The 24,292-nt window shown below is 59.7% G+C and carries 13 protein-coding genes and 2 CRISPR repeat arrays; all 13 genes read left to right on the top strand.

Features of this window, described 5'->3' with window-relative positions:
* The first annotated feature begins 35 nt into the window (after positions 1-35).
* The 13 genes from ACYVJT_RS10555 (at position 36) to ACYVJT_RS10495 (ending at position 24,210) form a co-directional block, all read left to right on the top strand.
* On the top strand, positions 36-1,208 hold the full coding sequence (locus ACYVJT_RS10555) for an MFS transporter (RefSeq protein WP_343959917.1): 1,173 nt from the start codon (positions 36-38) through the stop codon (positions 1,206-1,208).
* A gap of 213 nt (positions 1,209-1,421) precedes the next feature.
* Positions 1,422-2,816, top strand: coding sequence for an IS1380 family transposase (locus tag ACYVJT_RS10550; RefSeq protein ID WP_343959995.1), 1,395 nt, complete (start codon positions 1,422-1,424; stop codon positions 2,814-2,816).
* Positions 2,817-3,170: 354 nt separating this feature from the next.
* The gene (gene cas3, locus ACYVJT_RS10545) at positions 3,171-6,002 is read left to right on the top strand and encodes a CRISPR-associated helicase Cas3' (RefSeq protein ID WP_343959915.1); all 2,832 of its coding nucleotides are present in this window, start codon (positions 3,171-3,173) and stop codon (positions 6,000-6,002) included.
* Complete coding sequence (gene casA / locus ACYVJT_RS10540; RefSeq protein ID WP_343959913.1) at positions 5,999-7,669, top strand: type I-E CRISPR-associated protein Cse1/CasA; 1,671 nt, start codon at positions 5,999-6,001, stop codon at positions 7,667-7,669. The genes cas3 and casA overlap by 4 nt, the downstream gene beginning before the upstream one ends.
* A complete protein-coding gene (casB, locus tag ACYVJT_RS10535) occupies positions 7,666-8,301 on the top strand; it encodes a type I-E CRISPR-associated protein Cse2/CasB (RefSeq protein ID WP_343959911.1) in 636 nt (211 codons plus the stop codon). The genes casA and casB overlap by 4 nt, the downstream gene beginning before the upstream one ends.
* Before the next feature lie 43 nt (positions 8,302-8,344).
* Complete coding sequence (gene cas7e / locus ACYVJT_RS10530) at positions 8,345-9,499, top strand: type I-E CRISPR-associated protein Cas7/Cse4/CasC (RefSeq protein WP_343959909.1); 1,155 nt, start codon at positions 8,345-8,347, stop codon at positions 9,497-9,499.
* Positions 9,496-10,215: a type I-E CRISPR-associated protein Cas5/CasD gene (cas5e, locus tag ACYVJT_RS10525; RefSeq protein ID WP_343959907.1), complete on the top strand. Its 720-nt coding sequence runs from the start codon at positions 9,496-9,498 to the stop codon at positions 10,213-10,215. Before cas7e ends, cas5e begins: the two co-directional genes overlap by 4 nt.
* Positions 10,212-10,886 (top strand): type I-E CRISPR-associated protein Cas6/Cse3/CasE, encoded by a 675-nt coding sequence (gene cas6e, locus ACYVJT_RS10520; RefSeq protein ID WP_343959906.1) that lies wholly within the window; start codon positions 10,212-10,214, stop codon positions 10,884-10,886. Before cas5e ends, cas6e begins: the two co-directional genes overlap by 4 nt.
* A gap of 4 nt (positions 10,887-10,890) precedes the next feature.
* A complete protein-coding gene (gene cas1e / locus ACYVJT_RS10515) occupies positions 10,891-11,835 on the top strand; it encodes a type I-E CRISPR-associated endonuclease Cas1e (RefSeq protein ID WP_343959904.1) in 945 nt (314 codons plus the stop codon).
* The gene (gene cas2e, locus ACYVJT_RS10510) at positions 11,835-12,197 is read left to right on the top strand and encodes a type I-E CRISPR-associated endoribonuclease Cas2e (protein WP_343959992.1); all 363 of its coding nucleotides are present in this window, start codon (positions 11,835-11,837) and stop codon (positions 12,195-12,197) included. Before cas1e ends, cas2e begins: the two co-directional genes overlap by 1 nt.
* 49 nt (positions 12,198-12,246) lie before the next feature.
* Positions 12,247-12,581: a CRISPR direct-repeat array (repeat unit 29 nt; unit sequence ATTCGCCCCGCGCTCGCGGGGATGAGCCC).
* Between the two features lie 115 nt (positions 12,582-12,696).
* A complete protein-coding gene (locus ACYVJT_RS10505) occupies positions 12,697-14,289 on the top strand; it encodes an IS1634 family transposase (RefSeq protein WP_499418376.1) in 1,593 nt (530 codons plus the stop codon).
* A 66-nt stretch (positions 14,290-14,355) separates the two neighbouring features.
* Positions 14,356-22,255: direct repeats of the CRISPR family, unit length 29 nt; unit sequence ATTCGCCCCGCGCTCGCGGGGATGAGCCC.
* 81 nt (positions 22,256-22,336) lie between these two features.
* Positions 22,337-23,596: an IS21 family transposase gene (gene istA / locus ACYVJT_RS10500; protein WP_499418375.1), complete on the top strand. Its 1,260-nt coding sequence runs from the start codon at positions 22,337-22,339 to the stop codon at positions 23,594-23,596.
* On the top strand, positions 23,593-24,210 hold the full coding sequence (locus ACYVJT_RS10495) for an ATP-binding protein (protein ID WP_499418373.1): 618 nt from the start codon (positions 23,593-23,595) through the stop codon (positions 24,208-24,210). The genes istA and ACYVJT_RS10495 overlap by 4 nt, the downstream gene beginning before the upstream one ends.
* The last annotated feature ends 82 nt before the right edge of the window (positions 24,211-24,292 follow it).

Below are 24,292 nucleotides of genomic sequence, written 5' to 3'. Positions count from 1 at the left end.
TTTCCCAGCACACCACCGGCGCCAAGCACGGGTCGTTGTTGCTCGCCATCCTCGCGATCCTGTTTGTCGCGCTGAACCTGCGCATCCCCACCACCGCGCTGGGACCACTGCTACCCAGCATTCAGGCCGACACCAACAGTGGCGAAACCTTCGTCTCCCTATTGACGACGATCCCGCTGGCACTGACCCTCGTCATCGCACCCTTCGCACCGCGGCTGGCCACCCGGTTCGGCATCCACCGCGTCATCGCTCTGGCACTGGTGGGCATTATTGCCGGCACACTCATCCGCTCGATCCCGGGCACCCCAACACTATTTGCAGGGACCGTCCTGCTCGGGTGTGCCATCGCGCTGGGCACGGTGCTGGGTCCCGCTGCGATCGCCGGTGAACGCCTCGAACGACGCGGCACGCTGACCGGCGTCTACACCATGGCGCTGAGCCTCGGGCCCGCGATGGCACTCGGACTCACAGTTCCCATGATGACGACGACGGGCTCCGATTGGCGACAGACCCTCGCCCTGTGGTCCCTCTGCGGTGTGATTGCCCTGGTCTTATGGATCGCCTATACCCGCTCAGCAAACCGTCATAGCAAAGCCACCGCTCCCACCAGCCTCGTGCCGACACCCAGTATCGATTCAGGGTTAAAGTCGACGCTGAAAGATCTCCGCGTCTGGGCACTGGCAGCATACCTGGGCATCACTTCGCTGACCTTTTACACCACCTCCGCGTGGCTGCCCACCCTGTTCATCATCGATGATCTTCCCGCCGGTGCGGCCGGTGGCTATGCGTCATTACTGAATATCTTGGCCTTGCCCTTTGCCTTATTGACACCGACGGCCATGCGACGCGGTTGGGCACATATTCTGGCGCCGGCATCACCGGTGGTCGCCATCGCCGGGGTTTCCTTACTCTTGACGATGGGATCAGATGGTGCATTACCGGTCGTCATCCTGCTGGGGCTCTCGCAAGGATTGTGCTTGGGAGTCTCGTATGACCAAGTCGTCCAGTACGCAAAATCGCCCGAGCATGCGGCCTCGGTCTCCGCCGTCACCTCGACGATTGGCTTGGCGATCTCTTCGATGGGGCCACTCGCTTTCGGGTTTGGCCTCGAGGTTTCTGGTGCAGTCATCCCCGTCATCGGTCTCGGTGTTGTCTTGGCGTTGCAGGCCATCGTGGGATGGCGCTCGGGCCGCTTCATTCAGGCGTGAGCGTCGACTCTTTTCCTTATGCATAGCAATGCATTTTGTCGTGACTTTCACGCCGCCCCTTAGCCTTGATCCACCGATGCCAGCAGCCAGATCAAGCCACGCGTGAAATGGAAATGCCCCTCCTGAACTGGGAAAATGGTGATGTTCGAAGTCAACATTCCCGGTCAAGAAAGGGGCACCTCTCAGGTGCTATTCAACCACACACCCACGTCGGTGTCTCATTCCTTCGACGATGGGAATCTCACCGCGACCACCGGGCTGGTCCCGATCATGGGCCTGGCCCAAAAGGCTGGCCTGCCCGAACTCGCCGACGACCGTCTGACCGTGACCACTACCGGCGCTGACAAGGGAGCGAACCCGGCACCGAAACTGGCCACCCTGGTCGCGGGAATGGCCGCCGGGGCCGACTCGATCGATGACATGAACATCCTCCGCCACGGCGGCATGAAACACCTCTTCGACCGCGTCTACGCCCCTTCGACGCTGGGGTCGTTCCTCCGCTCGTTCGCCTTCGGCCACGTCAGGCAACTCGATGCGATCTCTTCGCGCTTCCTGACCAACCTCAACGCGCACACACCACTGCTGCCAACCAGCGAAGACACCAGACAATCGGCGATGATTTTCGTCGACATCGACGACACTGTCATCGATGTCCACTCCGCGTCGAAGCAGGGAGCCGGGTTCGGCTACCAAGGCAGCCGCGGACTCAACGCACTGTTCGCAACCGCGTCGACTGGCGACTCCGGCCAGATCATCGTCGGCCAGCGCCTGCGCAAAGGCTCAACGTCGTCAGCGCGGGGTGCTGACAAGTTCGTCTCCGATGCCGTGGCAACGACGGCCCGAATCGGCTCCGGTGCCCCGGTGCTGGTGCGTGCTGATTCGGCATACTATTCCTCATCCGTGGCCAAGGCCGCTCGGGACGCCGGGGCTGATGTGTCGATCACGGTGCGCATGGACACAAGGATCAAGGCAGCGATCGCAGCGATCAGCGACGACGCATGGACGGGCATCGAATACCCCGAAGCGATCTATGACGAGGACTCCGGGGCCTGGATCAGCAAGGCTGAAGTCGCTGAGGTCCCGTTCACCGCGTTCACCTCGAAGAAGAATGCGCTGCAGGCTACGGGGCGTTTGGTGGTCCGCCGCATCCCGGAGCTCAATGAGGCCAAACGGACTGCCGGGCAGGACCCATTGTTCGATCTGTTCCGGCATCACGCGTTTTTCACCACCGTCGACCGGGACCGTTTCGACACCGTCATCGCTGATCAAATCCATCGCAGACACGCGATCATCGAGCAGATCAATGCGGAGCTGAAGAATGGTGCTCTGGCGCATATGCCCTCCGGGGTGTTCGACGCCAATGCCGCCTGGGTCGCGATCGCAGCGATCACTCACAACCTGTTGCGGGCTGCTGCCGGACTCCTTGGTGGGCGGATGAGCAAAGTGCGCGCCCAAACATTGCGGACCCGGATCATCGGTGTCCCGGCGCGGATCGCTCACCGGGCCAGGAAGCTAATTCTGCACCTACCCAGGGCGTGGCCGTGGGCGCAGGAATTCTCACGACTCTGGCAAGCAGCGCTGAGTCCACCAAGGACAGTATTGTCCTGACAGATTCGCTCTTGTTCGAGCACGACGCCGCAGGGTCTGGAGGAGACCTTGGGAAACATTTGTGGAAGAGACCGGTGAGAGACCGGGACACTACTTCCTGCCCACTCATCGCGATCGCACTCGAATCCAGCCGAGCCCCGCGCCCTCAAGCAGATCGGTGGATCAAGGCTTAGCACAGTAGACGAATACGCAGGTCACGGTTCATACCTGGCCCACGAGCTCTCTCAGAAGAGACCGGCTGTTTCGACCAATGAACTATCGCAAGGTTCGATCTTGTCATTTAACATTGGTCCTATTCGGTTATGTGTCAGGTATTCTCAATGTCGAGTCGCAGGGTAAGGATATCAAGAATCTATGACGATGGACTGGTCGTTCGAGGCTAAGTCACTCTGGGCAAAGACGGGTGAAGAGGAGTCATGGCTCAATTTGCCACGACACATGATGGACTCCGCCGCCGTGGGCGAGGTCTTATGGACAGACTGGTTGGCTCCGGGCCTGCGAAAGCGTCTCGAACACAATCTCAATTTGCAGGGGGACGGCGTACCATTCGCGAGCTGGCTGACCGGTGTACACGATGTCGGAAAGTGCACACCGATGTTTCAGGGGCAGTTGCGCCAACGCATCGGTCTAGAACGGCACATCCACCGAGTACTTGATGCGGGTTTGCCACTACGTGACACCACAACACATGACTGGTACCCACACTCGACGGGAAGCGAAATCATCATTCAACGGTGGTTGGCCGAGCATCTCGATAATGTTTCTCGTCGGTACACCAACCATTTGGCTGCGATCGCCGGCGCACACCACGGTCTGCCCAGTGGCCCTGGGTTCGATCGCGCGTGCAAAGCAGAATTTCAGCAGATGGATCCGGTGTGGCGCACAGTACAGGATGAGCTCATGGAACGACTCATCGAATACTCCGCCAGCTACGAGGTGTTACCCCGAGTGCTTCGGCAACGGATCTCGCGCACCGATCAGATGGTGCTGACCGGGCTGGTCATTATGGCCGATTGGTTGGCTTCGAATCAGGACTATTTTCCCTTGTCGGTGGCCGATGCTGAATCGTCACGGCACCGGGCGGAACATGCCCTGAGGCAACTGGCGTTAACCATGCCGCTAGAATGGCCCGATCTGCCTGACAGTGCACACGAAGTCTTCGCTAAACGGTTTCACTGGCCAACGGGTCGCACTGCCCGACCTGCTCAGGCAGAAACCCTCCGCACGGCACATGAACTCAACGGCCCAGGGCTCATCTGCCTCGAAGCGCCGATGGGTGCTGGCAAAACCGAGGCCGCACTGGCTGCGGCCGAAGTCATGGCCAGTCAGACCGGACGGGGCGGGGTCATGTTCGCAGCACCAACGATGGCAACATCGGACGCACTGCTGAGTCGCGTCAAGGGTTGGGCCGACTCCATCGTCACCACCGACAGCGGCCAGGTGACATCGCTATTTTTGGGGCACTCTAAACAGGGCCTCAACGAAGAGATGCAGCAACTGCGGCGTGCAGCATCGGGCATTCAGAACATTGATGAAGACGACGCCACGAAGGCCGGGGAAGTCGTCGCACACCAGTGGCTATCCGGCAGAAAACTGGGCATGCTAGCCAATATCGTCGTCGGAACGGTGGACCAGGTCCTCTTCCTAGCACTACAAGCCAAACACGCGATGCTGCGACACCTCGGACTAGCTGGCAAGGTCGTCGTCATCGACGAAGTGCACGCCTACGACACCTATATGAACGCCTATTTGGCGCGCGCGTTGGAATGGCTGGGCGCCTACGGCGTACCGATTGTGCTGCTCTCGGCAACGCTCCCCCATACAACGAAGGCCCGACTCATCGCGGCCTACGCCAGCGGCCTGCAACGCGCGAACGTTTCCGCCGACGAGATCGACGCCAGCGGGACGAATTACCCGGTGATCACCGCCGCCGATCGCCACGGTGTTCGCACCATCACCACCGAAGCCCCGCCGACCCAGTATCACGCATCCATGAATCTGCTGGACGACGATCTGGAATCGTTGGCGGAGATTATGCACCGGGTGCGCGACGAGGGCGGGGCGCTACTAGTGCTATGTAATACGGTCGGACGGGCACAAGAAGCCTACGCGTTGGCCCAAGACATCGTAGGTGACGACAGTAGGCTGTTGCACTCCCGGTTCATTGCCATTGATCGAGTGGACCTCGAACGTGAACTCGTCGCCGAACTGGGACCACCGAGTGAAGATGTCGTGCGACCACACCGACGGATCGTCGTCGCCACGCAGGTCATCGAACAGTCGCTTGACCTCGATTTCGACGCGATCATCACCGATATTGCGCCGATGGATTTGGTACTGCAACGGCTCGGTCGCGTCCACCGACACCAACGACCAGCCTCCGACCGCCCCGCCTGGGCCGAGCAACCACAGCTGTGGATTCGTGGCATCGAAGACCCCGGGTCAGACACGACACCGCCCGAGTTTGGGTATGCGCAGGAGCTCATCTACGCCCGAGCGATCCTCTTGAAAACATGGGCCATGCTGCGCCAGCGAATGGTCGGCGATGGCATGGAGATTCCGCAGGATATCCCGCAGCTGGTGCATGCTGTCTACGGTGACAAAGCACCCATCCCGGCCGCGTGGAACCAGACGCTGAATGAGGCACAAGCCGAACTCGAGGCGCAGCAGCTCGACGCAGCCAACAGAGCAAAATCCTTCATGTTTCCGCCGCCCCGAAGCTCGCCGACCATGCGTGGCTTATGGAAGGACCAGACCCGGGACGTGGGCCAAAACGAAGTCTCGGAGGCCCAAGGATTCGCCCAAGTACGTGATACTGACCCCACCCTAGAAGTCATCGTCACCCAGCACGCGTCAGGCGGCTACCGCATCCTGCCCTGGCTTGACGAATCTGACACTGTGCTCACTGCCGAATCGAACATCGATGAGCGTCAGGCATACACTTTGGCATCCTGTTCGTTACGGCTGCCGCATTCGTTCAGTTATCCCGAAGTCTTCGACCAAGCACTCGACGAGCTGGAAGAACATACCGACGCCGGATGGCATCACTCGTACGTGCTCAAGGGGCAGTTGCAACTCATGGTTGACGAGGACCTCAGATGCGTACTGGCGGGTAAAGCACTGCGCTATGACCGAACGCTTGGCCTGATAGAAGAAATCGCAGACGAACCAAAGGAACACGATTGACCGCAACAGAATCATTCCAGCAGCCCAGTTTCAACCTGATTGACTCCCCGTGGGTCCTCTGCACAGATACCCACGGGGACACCCGCAAACTCAGCCTCGTTGAAGTGTTCCAGCAAGCCGACGACATCGTGCGACTAGCCGGTGAGTCTGCGACGCAAGACATGGCGGTGTTTCGCACCCTGCTCGTCATCTTCTGGCGCGCCAACCATACCGCCGGCCAGCTCAACAGTGGGGACGCCGAAGACATAGCAGATTGGTGGTTGGAACGCTTCTGGGGTGAAACAGACATCGCCAGAGACATCATGGAGTATTTCAGCGCGTTCCGCGAGCGCTTCGATTTGCTCCACCCAATCACCCCATTCATGCAAGTCTCCGACCTTGCAACCCCAAAAGATACCTCAGACGGGTTGGAAAAACTTATCCCCGACTCGGAGAATGACTACTTCAGCATGCGAGCCGGATCGGGACTACAGGCCATCGATTTTGATGAAGCCGCACGGTGGCTGCTGCACCAGCACTCATGGAACTACGCGGGTATCAAACCCGGAGTGATTGGCGACGAACGGGTCAAAAGCGGTAAAAGTTTCAGCATCGGCACCGGCTGGAGCGGGCGATCCGGCGGCATCATCTTGCACGGACGAAACCTCAGAGAATCGCTGTTACTCAACACAAACCCGCAGAGAGTTTTCGGTGAGGATCACGAGTATGATCTGCCCGCATGGGAACGACCCCAAGGTGTTCCCGGTACCCACGGACGAGAGCACTCCACGGGCCCGTGTGATCTGTTGACCTGGCAGGTGCGACGCGTCCGGCTGTTCGTGGAAGACGACAAAGTCGTGGGCATACTGGCAACCAACGGGGACAAATTGGATTTGAAGAATCACTTCAACGACCCCATGACGGCCTACCGGTACAGTAAACCGCAGTCGAAGAAAAACAACATCGTGCACATGCCCAAAGCACACAGTGCGACGCGGACGATGTGGCGCGGAATTGAACCACTATTGACCCGCGAAGGTGTAGTCGAAGGACCTGCGGAAACGCGCGACCATCAGCCAGCTACCCTCGACTGGCTGCGTGAAGTCCAGAGCATCGATCAAGACGCATTGCAAGATACCGTCATCGGGGTCGAGCTCATCGGCCAAGAATATGGTTCCAATGACTCGGTCTACGTCTCGACCATCCACGAAGAAATCCCGATGCGTCTCGTCCTATTGGCCGATAAAGACGAGACTGCCGCGCATCTGCTCGTCACAGCAGCCGACGCCACGATGCAGGCTGCCATCAATGTCGGCCAGTTCGCCGGTAACCTCTCGGTCGCGGCAGGCGGAGATTACGTTTTCAGCTCTGACGCGACCGATGCAGTCTTACACCAACTCAATGACCCGTTTAAGCGCTGGTTGACAGGCTACGAGCCGTCCAAAGATCTAGTGGCCCTCAGACGGGCTTGGTTTGACTTCGCGAAACAGACAATCATCCGCTATGCCCAAGGACTCATTCGAGGTGCCGGCCCGGGGGCCATCATTGGACGCGAGCACGATGATCGCTATATTTCTGCGGCAACCGCATGGAACATGCTCATCAGACAGCTCGATAAACGTCTACCGACCCGCACGTCTCATCAGGAATCTGCAGACCAACCCGCTACCGGAAAGGCCCACGCATGACGTCTACATCACAACCATCAACCAAAATTAGCGATCCGCAAGAGTCCGAAGCATCCCTCTATCGAGCCATCACATCGGCTGTGTATAAGATTGCTTCGTCGCTGTCGAGCAACCGCTCCGAATCGATGGCTTATGTGAGGACAGCGTTGAGTCGATTGCGACGTGCAGCAGGAGCACAGCCCGGGGACGATCCCATGACCTGGGTGTTTGTGATGGAAGAGCTGTTGACCAATCTGCCGGAACACGAAATCGGACGCGGCGACGAACCGTCGACCGGTGAATGGGCTGCATTTACCGCCATGACGATGTTTGCCCTCCATCAGCAATCGCACAAGACCAGCATGCATCAACAACACCGCAGTATCGGGCATGCCGTGGGAGAGCTGCGATGGCGTTCCGGCAGCGAGTCCATAAAAGCTCGGTTCGACGCGTTGCAAACCGCCCCGACGCCCAAAGCTCTGCAATACCATTTACGCTCGATCATCAGCCTGCTGAATTCTTATCAGATTCCGCTCGACTACGGCCTGTTGGGCCAAGATCTCAAGAAGCTCCGCAACCCGAAACTACGGCCCGGTGTCATAGTGCGCTGGGGGCGCGACTACGTTCGCGCCCGTTACCCTAAAGCCAACTAATTGCATCCATCTCATCATTTCTACACAACCCTTGAGGAGTATCATGACCACCTATCTCGATATCCACGTGCTGCAAACTCTGCCACCAAACAACATCAACCGGGATGACACCGGAGCACCAAAATCCGCAACTTTCGGCGGCGTCCCACGCCAACGCGTGTCCTCGCAAGCATGGAAACGGGCCATCCGCAAGGACTTCGACAATTACCTGGACCCTACAAAGCGCGGCTTCCGCACCAAAAAAGTTGTCGAAAAAATCATGGGTCGCATCCAAGAGCTGCGCGCAGAACAAAGCAGCTCAGAGAACTTTACGGATGACGAGCTCGACACCATGAGCGACACGGTCGTCGAAATCCTCAAGAAGGCCGGTATCTCGACTGAGAAACAGCCCAAATCAAAATCGGCCACCGAAGACGAAGAGACCACCGACTACCCGGAAACCAGCTACCTGCTGTTTTTGAGTGACCAACAAATCACCAACGTCGCATCCCGGATCCTGGCAGATACTGACGAAAATTGGACGAAGAAGACGGCCTCAGAGTTGCTGAATGTACAACACTCTGTCGACATCGCGATGTTCGGTCGCATGGTGGCCGAAGCGGCCGACTACAACGTTGATGCAGCGGTGCAAGTGGCCCACGCCATCGGCGTCAGCGCGTCCGAACCGGAATTTGATTATTTCACCGCGGTCGATGATTTCGTCGAAGCATCAGAAGAGACCGGCGCGGGCATGATCGGCACCGTCCAGATGACGTCGTCGACGTTGTACCGCTTCGCCACGGTAAACATGAAGGGTCTGGAGAAAAACTTAGGAGACCGCGAGGTCACGTTGGAAGCCGCAGTGGCATTCGTCAAAGCCTTCCTGACCTCCCTACCATCGGGTAAACAGAATACGTTTGCCAATAACACCCTGCCAGAAGCCGTGCTCATTCGTGTGCGCACCGACCGCTCCATCTCTCTAGTCAACGCGTTCGAGGACCCGGTGCCCCTCGAAATCGAAGGCGGCCGACGGCTCGAGGCCGCCCGCAAGCTCGTGGCCGAGGCCCGCTCGATCGATGACATGTACGACATGTCACCCGAAGGGTCGTGGTTCATGAGCACCAGCGATCTGGCAGACACATTCCAAGATATTGGCCAACACGTCAATCAGACCGAATTGTTAGCGCAGCTCAAAGACCAGCTGGAGCAGCTGGTATGACTCAGTCGCTCCTATTAAAGCTCAAAGCCCCACTCCAAGCCTGGGGTGCCGACTCACGCTACCGATACCGCCAAACACACCACGTTCCCACGAAATCCGGAATCCTGGGGCTGATCAGCGCAGCCGAGGGACGTCGCCGGGTCGATTCGGTCGAAGACCTCATCGACCTAGAATTCGGGGTGCGGGTTGATCAGCAAGGCACGATCCTGCGTGACTACCAAACCGCTATTGACTGGAAGAAACGTGACGCTGGACGCAAGTCTGACCCGATGCTCAGCGAACGCTTCTATCTTGCCGACGCACACTTCCTCGCGGCCATCTCTGGTCCGCAGGCGACGCTCGAAGGAATTCGGGGTGCTCTGCTCTCCCCGACCTTTCCGCTATATCTGGGGCGGAGGTCCTGTCCCGCAGGGCCTGACCTCGTGGCGGGGATTAAAGCTGGCGATGTGGAAACCGTACTACGTACCGAACCGTGGGGAGCAGCACAGTGGTACCGGGCTAAGCGCCCCAAAGTGGTACACCTCCCGATCTACCGCGATGCCCGCCCTGGAGAAATGGTCGAAGAGCGTGTCCGCGATGTTCCCAAGAGCTTCGACCCACGCCGTAGAGACTACGACTGGCGACTCGTTCACGCACCTGACCCCGTCGAAATCGACAATCCGGCAGGAAAGAATCATCTTGAAGACCCGTTCTGGGAAGCAGTGATGAGTGTATGACCGTACTGAGTAGAATATTTATCAATCCCCAAACTCGCCACGGGCGAAAATTGCTGGCCAACCGCCAGGCCATGCACGCAGCTGTGATGGCTTCTTTTCCACCCGATGCGTTAGAGAACACCGACCAGCGCGTGCTCTGGCGGCTCGATAGAGCCCAACACCGCTATACGCTGTATGTGTTGAGCCCACTCCCACCAGATTTCACCCACCTGGTAGAACAAGCCGGGTGGATAGGCCAAACCTGGGACTCAACCGATTACCGACCGTTTCTAGAACAGCTGAAAACTGGACAGCAGTGGGCTTTTCGACTGACTGCCAACCCGGTCAAGGCCCTCCGGGAAGCGGGTAAACGCGGAAAAGTGGTCCCACACGTCACACCGCAACAGCAGGTGGCTTGGCTCGACCAACGCGCCGGACGCCTGGGCTTTCGCATACTTCCGACTCCCGGATTTGAAGATCAACTCGATGCGACGGTCACGGAAGGCCGCAACCACCGCTTCGGACGTAACGATCGCAACAACACAGGCAAACGCAACCGCGTGGCCTTACGCATCGTCCAGTTTGATGGTCGCTTGGAAATCACAGACGCCGCACAATTCCAACACGGACTGCTCGCTGGTATCGGACGAGCCAAAGCCTATGGTTGTGGGCTCCTGACGCTGAGGCGGTGACGACATGAGTATCAGCGCGCATCGGCCCGAAGCTTCGGAACTCACCCGCACCTCAGATCGCCTATCGTTCGTATACGTCGAACGATGCACCGTACATCGCGATGACAATGCCCTGACAGCCACGACCAAAGACGGCGTGCTCCACATCCCTTCGGCAACCATCGGTTGCCTGCTCCTTGGTCCCGGGACGAGCATTACGTATGCAGCCATGGCTCTACTGGGCGATTTTGGTGTCTCCGTGGTGTGGGTTGGCGAAAACGGTGTCCGCTACTATGCCCACGGTCGTTCCTTAGCGAGATCATCAAGACTACTGATCTCCCAAGCGCAGCTGGTGTCCAACACCCGGAGCCGGTTAGATGTCGCCCGGAAAATGTACGCCATGCGTTTCCCCGGCGAGGACGTTGCAAAACTCACGATGCAACAGCTGCGTGGCCGGGAGGGCGCACGCGTGCGCCGACTGTATCGCGAAGCGTCGAAGTCATCTGGAGTTGAATGGAGCAAACGCGACTACGACCCCGACGATTTTGACTCGTCCGATGACATCAATAAAGCACTCACCGCGGCAAATGCGTCGCTGTACGGTGTCGTGCAATCCGTGATCACCGCACTGGGATGTTCGCCGGGATTGGGCTTTGTACACACCGGTAACGACCGTTCATTCGTCTACGACATCGCCGACTTATACAAGGCAGACATCACAATTCCAGCAGCCTTCGAGGTCGCAGCAACCGGCTCCATGACCATTGGATCCGACGTCAGACGGCTCGTGCGCGACAAGATCGTCGAGCACCGACTGCTCGAACGATGTGCACGCGACGTCACAATGCTGCTGGCTGCTCAAGAGGACGAACCCGTGGAAGAGTGGATCCAAGACGACATCGTCTCACTCTGGAGCGGACCATCTGGTGAAGACGTACCATCCGGGACGGGTTACGGTGATGACTATTGATGGTACTTGTCCTCACCGCAGCACCGGCCGGGCTCCGAGGGGAGCTCACAAAATGGTTGATGGAGATCAACCCGGGAGTATTCGTTGGAAACCCCAGCCGGAGAATTCGTGATGACCTCTGGGAGCGCACCAAAGAATCTATCCAAGAAGGCCGAGCCGTTCTTGTATATTCCTCCAACGGTGAGCAACGACTAAAATTCGATGTACACCGACACCCGTGGCAGCCGGTCGACCTGGAGGGGCTGACACTCATCCAACGACCACTGTCCGGAGATCAGAAATCAACCCGTCGGACAGGATGGAGCAAAGCCCGTGCACAACGCCGCGCACGCCGACCTTCGTGGCGGTCACAGTTTGACTAAAGCCATGCTGTTAGTCTCGTACCCGGGCTAAACGAGCAAGTCAGAAGGTATTCGCCCCGCGCTCGCGGGGATGAGCCCGGTCTCAGCGACTACCTGACGAATTTTCTGTGGATTCGCCCCGCGCTCGCGGGGATGAGCCCTTATACGACATTGGTAGCCTTTCTTTTGGGCAATTCGCCCCGCGCTCGCGGGGATGAGCCCCGTATTCGGCCATGCTGCGACCGAGTTTCACAATTCGCCCCGCGCTCGCGGGGATGAGCCCCAGCGACCAGGTGGGCCGACTGATTATAGCGAATTCGCCCCGCGCTCGCGGGGATGAGCCCAGAATGAGTAATAACAGTCTACAACTATTCGAATTCGCCCCGCGCTCGCGGGGATGAGCCTCTGACCTGACTTGCACAAGTGAGTGATGATTTTGGCTTTGGATGGGTTGTTTCGCCTTGTCAGCAGGTTTTAGGTTGCTGTTTTGGGGCACTAACGGGACCGATATGATGGGTGCATGAGCCCTTTTTTGCGTAAGGTGACCACGGCCTCTGGTGCTACCGCGGTTCAGATTGTGTCCAAGATTCGTGGGCAGCGCAAGATCCTTGAGCATCTGGGGTCAGCACATTCGGAACAAGAAATCGCAGCCCTGGTCGCGGTAGGCCATCAAAAAATTGAAGCCGCCAGTGGCACTCAGCAGCTCTTGGATTTGGGGCTTGAGACCTCGGAAGTTGCGGTGTCGGTGGAGGCGAAAAAGAAGGTCACCGGTTCGGCTTCCCAGTTGCTGGTCGATGCGATTCGGGCCTGTTATGACCAGTTAGGGTTGAGCGATCAGGTCGCGGATGAAGCGTTTTTTCAAATGGTACTAGCTCGGTTGGTGGAGCCGACTTCCAAGCGCGATAGTCTGCGGGTGTTGACTGAACTCGGGGTGAATACGGTGCACCGTAATACGTTTTTCAATGCACTCAAACGCGCTCAAGACCGTGATTATCGGGGCAAAATTGGTCAAGCCTGCTTTGACTACAGCCTGCACACCACCGGGATGAGCCTGTTGCTTTACGATGTCACGACCTTATATTTTGAGGCCGAACACGAAGACGAATACCGCAAAATAGGCTATTCAAAAGAGCGCCGTGTAGATCCACAAATTGTGGTTGGTCTGCTCGTCGACCGGGCGGGGTTCCCTCTTGACGTTCATAGTTTTGAAGGCAATACCGCCGAAACCCATACGATCCTGCCAGTGCTGGAAGCGTTTCAACAACGCCACCAGGTCGCCGATATGGTCGTGGTGGCTGATGCCGGGATGCTCTCGGAGAAAAATCTGCAAGCTATTGATGAAGCGAATCTGCGGTTTATTGTTGGTTCGAAACAGACCAAAGCGCCCAAAGATTTAGCCAAGCAGTTCCACTTCCACCCGACCAACGACACCGTTGATGGGACCCTCGTGGACACGGTGACCACCCGGGGTCGCTACCAACCCGACCCCAAGCGTTTCGAAACGAAGCAAGAACCGGTCTGGGATCCAGCAACGCACCCGGATCACCGAACACGGTATTGGCGGGCAGTATGGCAATACCGGCAAAAACGTGCCACCCGCGACCTGGTCACCTTAGAAAAACAACGCGAAAAAGCACTTCGCATCGTTGCAGGACAACAGGCTGTGAAATCGGCGCGGTTTGTTAAAACCAAAGGCACCACACGCGTCTTTGACCAGACCACCTTTACCCGGGCCGCCAACTTAGTGGGGTGGAAAGGCTACGTCACCAACCTCGAAGCCAACATCATGGATGGTGCAGAAATCGTGGCCTCGTATCACCAGTTATGGCACGTCGAACAATCGTTTCGAATGTCCAAAACCGATTTGCGAGCCAGACCAATGTTCCACCACACTCGCCAAGCCATCGAAGCACACCTCACTGTAGTCTTCACCGCGTTAGCCGTCGCACGATACATGCAAACCAAAACCGGGGTCTCTCTGAAGCAGATCATCACTACGCTGAAACCCTTACAAGAATTCACCGGCCAACTCGGCGACCACGAAATCACTTTCCCACCAGAAATCCCAGACCAAGCTCAGCACATTCTGGACCGGCTCCATCCAGAAACCTAAAACGGGGCACTAAAATTGTGCAAGTCAGGAGCCCCAGCGACCAGGTGGGCCGACTGATTATAGCGAATTCGCCCCGCGCTCGCGGGGATGAGCCCAGAATGAGTAATAACAGTCTACAACTATTCGAATTCGCCCCGCGCTCGCGGGGATGAGCCTCTGACCTCGGCTGATTTCTAGGCCGCGTTCTGATTCGCCCCGCGCTCGCGGGGATGAGCCCTCAAATTAGACGCCCACCAAGACGAATGCAGAATTCGCCCCGCGCTCGCGGGGATGAGCCCGGAATGAAAATTGCATTTTTTCGGGTGTGGTGATTCGCCCCGCGCTCGCGGGGATGAGCCCGGTGTGTTGAACACTGCCTGATTGAATTCATCATTCGCCCCGCGCTCGCGGGGATGAGCCCCCATACAGGTGCACGCACTGCGCTTACTGGCAATTCGCCCCGCGCTCGCGGGGATGAGCCCTTGACACGATGCGCGCAGACTTAGACCGGGTAATTCGCCCCGCGCTCGCGGGGATGAGCCCGTCTGGTAATACGCTTGCGACGTTCGTTTCTGATTCGCCCCGCGCTCGCGGGGATGAGCCCGAGACAATCACGATAAAATGAGTGACCAGTTAATTCGCCCCGCGCTCGCGGGGATGAGCCCCTCCACACTGTACTCATCCACGGTGATACCGGATTCGCCCCGCGCTCGCGGGGATGAGCCCGCGTTTATTGGTGTCAGGTTAACTTATACCGTATTCGCCCCGCGCTCGCGGGGATGAGCCCCGAAACAACCCAAAGAATTCGACTGGAAACCGATTCGCCCCGCGCTCGCGGGGATGAGCCCCCAACAAAACCGTGATGACACACAACAATTCCATTCGCCCCGCGCTCGCGGGGATGAGCCCGTGACCGTGATGACAACGCGGGTTCATGTGGTATTCGCCCCGCGCTCGCGGGGATGAGCCCCCATATAGGTTGCAGGTGATGTCACATTTCACATTCGCCCCGCGCTCGCGGGGATGAGCCCTCACAGAAAGAGGCCGACACCGGCTTAGCCCTATTCGCCCCGCGCTCGCGGGGATGAGCCCCGGTGCAAGTGGTGTGGCGCTCAAACAGTACGATTCGCCCCGCGCTCGCGGGGATGAGGGCGTCGGCGGTCACACCCATCATAGCAGCCCGCGATTCGCCCCGCGCTCGCGGGGATGAGCCCAGCATCAAGGAAGTTATCACCCTTGTCCCCTAATTCGCCCCGCGCTCGCGGGGATGAGCCCATCACGGGCCAAGGGTTCGGCGGAGTATTGGCATTCGCCCCGCGCTCGCGGGGATGAGCCCCTCGAGGCCTGACTCATAACGAATACGGTCAAATTCGCCCCGCGCTCGCGGGGATGAGCCCGTGAGAGGACTACTCAGTGCAACAGCCAATAGATTCGCCCCGCGCTCGCGGGGATGAGCCCGTTAGGGTATCTCATGACCGCATTACTATTGAATTCGCCCCGCGCTCGCGGGGATGAGCCCGCCAATCACCTGCACTCATACACCGATCACTGATTCGCCCCGCGCTCGCGGGGATGAGCCCGCTGGCCTAGTCAATGTTACTTGCGTTAGACAATTCGCCCCGCGCTCGCGGGGATGAGCCCGACCTAAACCTGAATATGAGTCAAGGACTTGGATTCGCCCCGCGCTCGCGGGGATGAGCCCAAATTATCAGACGTATTCCGTCATGTTTATTGATTCGCCCCGCGCTCGCGGGGATGAGCCCTAGCAATCGAATTCCCAGGCGAATACCCGGAGATTCGCCCCGCGCTCGCGGGGATGAGCCCGCGGAATGAGCGACAAGATCGTCATGGCCGTGATTCGCCCCGCGCTCGCGGGGATGAGCCCTGGCATAGCGAGAATGGCGTGTGGGCACAAGGATTCGCCCCGCGCTCGCGGGGATGAGCCCTGTCCCCCAGTCTTTTGAGTCTGGTGGCCTAAATTCGCCCCGCGCTCGCGGGGATGAGCCCCTGGATGGACGAGACCGCACAGGATAAAGCGAATTCGCCCCGCGCTCGCGGGGATGAGCCCATCGACCTGCTGTTCGTCGTCCTGTGGCTCCGATTCGCCCCGCGCTCGCGGGGATGAGCCCGTAGGGGGTCGAAGACAAGAACACGTCGATGCATTCGCCCCGCGCTCGCGGGGATGAGCCCAGCAGCGGATAGGTTCTATGCGATCCCCTTCGATTCGCCCCGCGCTCGCGGGGATGAGCCCCACTGTGCAAGTCGCGGCAGGTACTGCGAACCATTCGCCCCGCGCTCGCGGGGATGAGCCACTCACTGGCCCACCCTGGTTCGGTCCACGCTAGATTCGCCCCGCGCTCGCGGGGATGAGCCCAGTGTGAGCAACGCCGCCGCGCTAAGTACGCCATTCGCCCCGCGCTCGCGGGGATGAGCCCAAGCCCCGGTCGAAGTCACGCCCAAGCCGCTAATTCGCCCCGCGCTCGCGGGGATGAGCCCGACGCTGCGAAGGTGCTGTGTGAAGACGGCGAATTCGCCCCGCGCTCGCGGGGATGAGCCCCCGTAACCCTGAGAGGCCTCACGGGCCGCCCCATTCGCCCCGCGCTCGCGGGGATGAGCCCGATTTCCGAGAAGACGAGTCGACCGGCGCGGGATTCGCCCCGCGCTCGCGGGGATGAGCCCGGATAAGCCCCTTATAAGTCACCCTTACGTTTATTCGCCCCGCGCTCGCGGGGATGAGCCCCCTCTTTGGGTATGCCGCGTGCTCTGCGGTCTATTCGCCCCGCGCTCGCGGGGATGAGCCCTCCGCTTCGCGCTCCGAGCTTTCTAGCCGCTTATTCGCCCCGCGCTCGCGGGGATGAGCCCCGCGCGGAATCGCGTCACATTATCCGCTTCATATTCGCCCCGCGCTCGCGGGGATGAGCCCGGTTTCCGATGCGCAAGTGTATCTGTCGCTTTATTCGCCCCGCGCTCGCGGGGATGAGCCCCGATCCCTGGAAGCTGGTCGAAACCAATCGTCATTCGCCCCGCGCTCGCGGGGATGAGCCCTCATTCAGACGATCGCGCCGTTGATACAGCTCATTCGCCCCGCGCTCGCGGGGATGAGCCCCTGCCTGATCCTAGGGACGTGGAGTATGGGACATTCGCCCCGCGCTCGCGGGGATGAGCCACTGGAACACCAACATTTATGCCGACCAATGGGATTCGCCCCGCGCTCGCGGGGATGAGCCCCCTCGATCTCCTTATTCAAAAAGAAACCATACATTCGCCCCGCGCTCGCGGGGATGAGCCCATGGTGCCCTCAGCCGTGCGCCGGTGACGCAAATTCGCCCCGCGCTCGCGGGGATGAGCCCAACTTTCAAATCTTTTTTATCCACAGTGGACTATTCGCCCCGCGCTCGCGGGGATGAGCCCACTCACTTGGCATCAGCACAGGACAGTATAAGATTCGCCCCGCGCTCGCGGGGATGAGCCCATATGTTGATGGTGTGATCAGTGTGTATGTTGATTCGCCCCGCGCTCGCGGGGATGAGCCCACGGCCCACGCTGGTAGGGTTTCCGACGCCGAATTCGCCCCGCGCTCGCGGGGATGAGCCCATACGCGATGACATGATATAGGGATACAGTGAATTCGCCCCGCGCTCGCGGGGATGAGCCCAGCGACCAAATGCACGTCAACAGTCTTGCAACATTCGCCCCGCGCTCGCGGGGATGAGCCCCTATGACATCACACTCCGAAACGGGTGGGAAAATTCGCCCCGCGCTCGCGGGGATGAGCCAGTACCTCAAAGACCTGGGAATGCTGAAAGACGATTCGCCCCGCGCTCGCGGGGATGAGCCCCGCATGGAGCACATCCTGTATTGGGGTGATCGATTCGCCCCGCGCTCGCGGGGATGAGCCCTGGTGGCATAGCCCGCAAATTCACCTATGAACATTCGCCCCGCGCTCGCGGGGATGAGCCCGTCATGGTCACCCATTGATCGCCGTCTGCTGCATTCGCCCCGCGCTCGCGGGGATGAGCCCATGACCGCATCGACCGTTGAGATATAACCGGCATTCGCCCCGCGCTCGCGGGGATGAGCCCTATCCATTCGGATAGTGTCAAACAACTTTCAAATTCGCCCCGCGCTCGCGGGGATGAGCCACCGTGACGTTGACCGATGAGTTCGGTCAAGCGGATTCGCCCCGCGCTCGCGGGGATGAGCCCTCTTCCAAGAGTTACGGAATCACAGGGTACTGATTCGCCCCGCGCTCGCGGGGATGAGCCCTCATGTATTACTTTCCTTCAGATACGAGTGTGATTCGCCCCGCGCTCGCGGGGATGAGCCCGGGTGGTCAGCCCAAAAGGCTTCTACTAGTAAATTCGCCCCGCGCTCGCGGGGATGAGCCCACATCCTTACCCACAGAAAATTCGTCAGGTAGATTCGCCCCGCGCTCGCGGGGATGAGCCCCTCTAGAGCGGGGGACGATGTAGATGTATTGGATTCGCCCCGCGCTCGCGGGGATGAGCCCCGCCTCGACGAGTTGCAAGATGATCGGCGTCAATTCGCCCCGCGCTCGCGGGGATGAGCCCGATGTTGACACGTTCAACGCGTGGTTGACGGAATTCGCCCCGCGCTCGCGGGGATGAGCCCATACCACCAATGACGCGCGGGTGGCGTATGTGATTCGCCCCGCGCTCGCGGGGATGAGCCCAGTGATTTTGCGGTGCACCTCCATCTGACTATATTCGCCCCGCGCTCGCGGGGATGAGCCCGTGTGCAAGGGTGTTTCGTGTCACATACACACATTCGCCCCGCGCTCGCGGGGATGAGCCCCATCACCCCACCGGTTTCGTCCACGAGTTCAGATTCGCCCCGCGCTCGCGGGGATGAGCCCGTGAAACTGGTCATCTACGACGAATTCGTGATATTCGCCCCGCGCTCGCGGGGATGAGCCCCAGTCCATGATGAATGCACCATCGAATTTCAGATTCGCCCCGCGCTCGCGGGGATGAGCCCTAGAATCGGCCGACGCTTGGCTCGATTCCCTCATTCGCCCCGCGCTCGCGGGGATGAGCCCACACCGCTGCGATTCGACAATTCAATCGGTACATTCGCCCCGCGCTCGCGGGGATGAGCCACCAACCGATTTGGGCCACTATCCTACACACCGATTCGCCCCGCGCTCGCGGGGATGAGCCCTCGGATCGATCATCTCGGAGCTAACTAATGACATTCGCCCCGCGCTCGCGGGGATGAGCCCTGCTACCAACACCGAAAGCCGGGGACGGAGAGATTCGCCCCGCGCTCGCGGGGATGAGCCCGTCACAGCCTCAAAAGCCGCCACACTGCCACCATTCGCCCCGCGCTCGCGGGGATGAGCCCCCTCCGCCCCACACATTGTCTGACGCTGGTTGATTCGCCCCGCGCTCGCGGGGATGAGCCCTGGGACAAGCATCAGCGCATCGACAAGCCCAAATTCGCCCCGCGCTCGCGGGGATGAGCCCATCGAAGACCGACTATTATTCATCGGCCTATGATTCGCCCCGCGCTCGCGGGGATGAGCCCGTCTTTGAGCATGCCGAGAACTTCGACCACTGATTCGCCCCGCGCTCGCGGGGATGAGCCCTGTCAAATGCATGGCTGCATATATCTATGCCGATTCGCCCCGCGCTCGCGGGGATGAGCCCGCGTGCGTGTCCGTTGGTTCCATGTCGCCGTCGATTCGCCCCGCGCTCGCGGGGATGAGCCCACTAGATCGACCCGCACAGGTCCCTCGATACGATTCGCCCCGCGCTCGCGGGGATGAGCCCGCGGCGCTGGCAGCCACACCGGAGCAGTCGGAATTCGCCCCGCGCTCGCGGGGATGAGCCCTCTGCGTGCCACACCGTCTCAGCGTTGAAGTGATTCGCCCCGCGCTCGCGGGGATGAGCCCAACCAATACGAATGCCAGATTTGTCACGCCACATTCGCCCCGCGCTCGCGGGGATGAGCCCAGTCGCTGATACGCACGCTTCGAGATGGACTGATTCGCCCCGCGCTCGCGGGGATGAGCCCCTGCGTCAACAGCGGGATCGACTGGAAAAAGAATTCGCCCCGCGCTCGCGGGGATGAGCCCTGACGACATCAGCAATATTGATGATCTGTTTGATTCGCCCCGCGCTCGCGGGGATGAGCCCGCCAAGACGGACTGTACGCGCCCCAGAAACACATTCGCCCCGCGCTCGCGGGGATGAGCCCCTGATTACGCCCCTGGCATTAGTCAACCGATCATTCGCCCCGCGCTCGCGGGGATGAGCCCAGATCATCAACCAGGCCCTCAATCACCGGCGCATTCGCCCCGCGCTCGCGGGGATGAGCCCTCGTCCAAAAGCTCTTGCTTACTCACGTGTCAATTCGCCCCGCGCTCGCGGGGATGAGCCCGACTAGCTGAGGACTTGGGGTGCACAGAGAAGATTCGCCCCGCGCTCGCGGGGATGAGCCCCAACTCAAAATGCTCGGCAACGGCGTCGTGCCATTCGCCCCGCGCTCGCGGGGATGAGCCTCACTACGTCACGCCGGCTACTATGAGTCAGGGATTCGCCCCGCGCTCGCGGGGATGAGCCCGATTAGCCGAACGTAGAATGCCTGCGTGTTTGATTCGCCCCGCGCTCGCGGGGATGAGCCCCCAAAATGCCGCGCTGCCCTCTGCGTGGTGTGATTCGCCCCGCGCTCGCGGGGATGAGCCCAGAACCCGGTCGAAGTCACGCTTAAGCCGCTAATTCGCCCCGCGCTCGCGGGGATGAGCCCACTGTGACGATCACACCGCAAGACGGCGTGATATTCGCCCCGCGCTCGCGGGGATGAGCCCCACTATGACTGCGGCGGGCAGATCAAAGCAGAATTCGCCCCGCGCTCGCGGGGATGAGCCCGTCTCAGTGAGCGCCCCGTCACGGGCAACAGAATTCGCCCCGCGCTCGCGGGGATGAGCCGTCACACGAATCGACGCGCCCGCTGGTGCATCGATTCGCCCCGCGCTCGCGGGGATGAGCCCCGAGATCAGAGCCCTACTCGATGAAGTACGCGATTCGCCCCGCGCTCGCGGGGATGAGCCCCCACCGCCACACCGCGACGAACACACCCCAACATTCGCCCCGCGCTCGCGGGGATGAGCCCGGCTGGATAGTGATTTTCTGTCGCTTCCCACGATTCGCCCCGCGCTCGCGGGGATGAGCCCAGTTCAACGGGGTTACGCCTTGGTATAGTGACATTCGCCCCGCGCTCGCGGGGATGAGCCCAGTTCAACGGGGTTACGCCTTGGTATAGTGACATTCGCCCCGCGCTCGCGGGGATGAGCCCTGCCCCCGAATACTCGCCAATATACAAGTAAGATTCGCCCCGCGCTCGCGGGGATGAGCCCGGACCTACGGATTCCCGCGAGCCAACAAATGGATTCGCCCCGCGCTCGCGGGGATGAGCCTACCGAGGGCGGTAGCTCTGCAATGATGTCTGATTCGCCCCGCGCTCGCGGGGATGAGCCCCGGGTCTCGACCCGCACGTTCACACCAAAAGAATTCGCCCCGCGCTCGCGGGGATGAGCCCTGATCCAGGCAGGACGATTCCCAGGGGTGCTAATTCGCCCCGCGCTCGCGGGGATGAGTCATCTTTGGCATTCGATTATATCGAGTACGCGTAATTCGCCCCGCGCTCGCGGGGATGAGCCCATGACCAAACGAAAGGAGAGAAAAACATTCAGATTCGCCCCGCGCTCGCGGGGATGAGCCCGGAAGTAACAATGTCTAGACGAGCTCAGCCAAATTCGCCCCGCGCTCGCGGGGATGAGCCAGAATTGTATCGCAACTAATTGAGGCAGCAAAGATTCGCCCCGCGCTCGCGGGGATGAGAGAATGACGAGGTGGAATAATGACTGTATTTAGAGATTCGCCCCGCGCTCGCGGGGATGAGCCCGTCGTCGCACCAGCAGCGAACCCGGCTAGAATATTCGCCCCGCGCTCGCGGGGATGAGCACCGTGTCGACGACAGGTGAATAATGACCCCTAGACGACGAATGAAAATGGACCCCTTTGGCTTTTCATTCAAACTAGGAGGCATGATTAATGTGGAAGATTGGGCAGAGATCCGTCGGCTTCATCGGGCCGAGGGTGTAGCTATCAAAGAAATTGTTCGCAGGTTGGGGATTAGTCGCAATACGGTGCGCCGGGCGTTAGCGTCTGATGCGCCGCCGAAGTACCAGCGCAAACCCCAAGGCTCGATCGTGGATCCGTTTGTGCCGCAGATTCAGCAGTTGCTGGCGGATTCACCACGGATGCCAGCCACGGTGATTGCGGAGCGGATTGGCTGGCACTACTCGATGACGACGTTGAAAGACAAAGTGCGGCAATTGCGGCCGTTGTATACCGGTGTGGATCCTGCAGATCGATTAGTGCATCGGCCTGGTGAAGCTGCTCAGTTGGATTTGTGGTTTCCAGAGCCAAAGATTCCGGTGGGGTTTGGTCAGTCGCGGATGTTGCCGGTGTTGGTGATGACGTTGACGTTCTCTCGATGGCTGGCAGCGGTGATGTTGCCGTCGCGGCAATCTGGTGATCTGTTGGCTGGGATGTGGCAGTTGGTATCTCAGGTTGGTGGGGTCTCCAAGTCATTGATCTGGGATCGAGAAGCCGCCATTGCCCCGCAGGGCAAGCCGTTGCCACCGGTCCAAGGATTTGCCGGCACCGTTGCAACCAAGATGGTCATTGCTCCACGCCGAGACCCGGAATTCAAGGGCATGACGGAACGTAATAACCAGTACTTTGAAACCTCGTTTCTGCCGGGCAGGGACTTCCGATCACCACAGGATTTCAATGCCCAACTAAGCTCCTGGCTGGCTGAACGCGCGAATCAGCGCAAAATCCGGTCGCTGGGTGATCGACCCGTCAACGTGCTGGACCGGGATTTGGCGGCGATGACTGCGTTACCGCCGCATCCACCTGCCACCGGGTTTTCGTGGCAGATCAGATTAGCTCGGGACTATTACATACGCTTTGATACCAATGATTACAGCGTGGATCCCACGATGATTGGCCGATTGGTCCAAGTCACCGCGACCTTGGATCGGGTGATAGCGATCTGCGACGGCACCGTGGTGGCAGACCATGCCCGGTGTTGGGCCAACCAGCAGGTCATCACCGATCCAGGCCACGTCACCACAGCGAAAGCCTTACGGGCTGACTACAACCAGATCCGCCGACGACGCTCTGACCATACGATGCCCGGTGAGGTGGTGTATCGACCGCTGAGCGTCTACGACGAACTCTTTGGACTCACCGCGACTGTTGATGACGCCGGTGACGTTGGCGAGGAGATCGCATGAATGAGCTTACTGCTGAGGAAAATATCGCATCCACGCTAGGCCACCTTGCCAGGGCGTTGAAAACCCCCACGATTGGCCGAGTCTGGCAACATCTGGGTGATACGGCCCGTGAGCAGGGTTGGTCGCATGAACAATATCTCGCCGCGGTGTTGCAACGCCAAGTCGCGGATCGTGAAGCCAACGGCACCGCGCTGCGGATGAACTCTGCGAGGTTTCCAGCACGCAAAACCTTGGAAGATTTCAACTCTGATTATCAACCCAGCCTACGCCGCGACGTGTTGGCTCATCTGGCCACCACCAGCTTCATCCCCACCGCCGACAACGTGATCTTGTTAGGCCCACCCGGGGTCGGCAAAACACATCTGGCCATCGGGTTAGGCATCAAAGCCTGCCAAGCCGGCTATCCCGTACTGTTTGATACCGCAGCAGGCTGGATCAGCAGGCTCACTGACGCCCACCAACACCACGGCGGGTTAGATAAGGAACTCAAACGCCTACGCCGCTACAAGCTGCTCATAATCGATTTATGCCGAGGTGGGGATTATGTCGATAAGTCTGCTGACGGGTGGCTCCGATCGTTGAGAACACTGCCTTTGACGGCTTTTTCTAGCTGAGACGTATCGGCATAATTACGGCTGGGTCATGATGTTTTCTAAGGAACAAAACGTTCCTGATGGGAGAACAGATCATGACTGG

The organism is Yaniella soli (genome assembly GCF_054782375.1).
The sequence above is the reverse complement of the archived record's forward strand: the minus strand, read 5'-3'. Positions and strand labels throughout refer to the sequence as shown.

Bases quoted from the DNA above. Each gene is read 5' to 3' on its own strand.
- cas3 (WP_343959915.1), top strand. From the start codon at position 3,171: ATGACGATGGACTGGTCGTTCGAGGCTAAGTCACTCTGGGCAAAGACG.
- casB (WP_343959911.1), top strand. From the start codon at position 7,666: ATGACGTCTACATCACAACCATCAACCAAAATTAGCGATCCGCAAGAG.
- cas7e (WP_343959909.1), top strand. From the start codon at position 8,345: ATGACCACCTATCTCGATATCCACGTGCTGCAAACTCTGCCACCAAAC.
- cas5e (WP_343959907.1), top strand. From the start codon at position 9,496: ATGACTCAGTCGCTCCTATTAAAGCTCAAAGCCCCACTCCAAGCCTGG.
- cas6e (WP_343959906.1), top strand. From the start codon at position 10,212: ATGACCGTACTGAGTAGAATATTTATCAATCCCCAAACTCGCCACGGG.
- cas1e (WP_343959904.1), top strand. From the start codon at position 10,891: ATGAGTATCAGCGCGCATCGGCCCGAAGCTTCGGAACTCACCCGCACC.
- cas2e (WP_343959992.1), top strand. From the start codon at position 11,835: ATGGTACTTGTCCTCACCGCAGCACCGGCCGGGCTCCGAGGGGAGCTC.
- ACYVJT_RS10505 (WP_499418376.1), top strand. From the start codon at position 12,697: ATGAGCCCTTTTTTGCGTAAGGTGACCACGGCCTCTGGTGCTACCGCG.
- istA (WP_499418375.1), top strand. From the start codon at position 22,337: ATGATTAATGTGGAAGATTGGGCAGAGATCCGTCGGCTTCATCGGGCC.
- ACYVJT_RS10495 (WP_499418373.1), top strand. From the start codon at position 23,593: ATGAATGAGCTTACTGCTGAGGAAAATATCGCATCCACGCTAGGCCAC.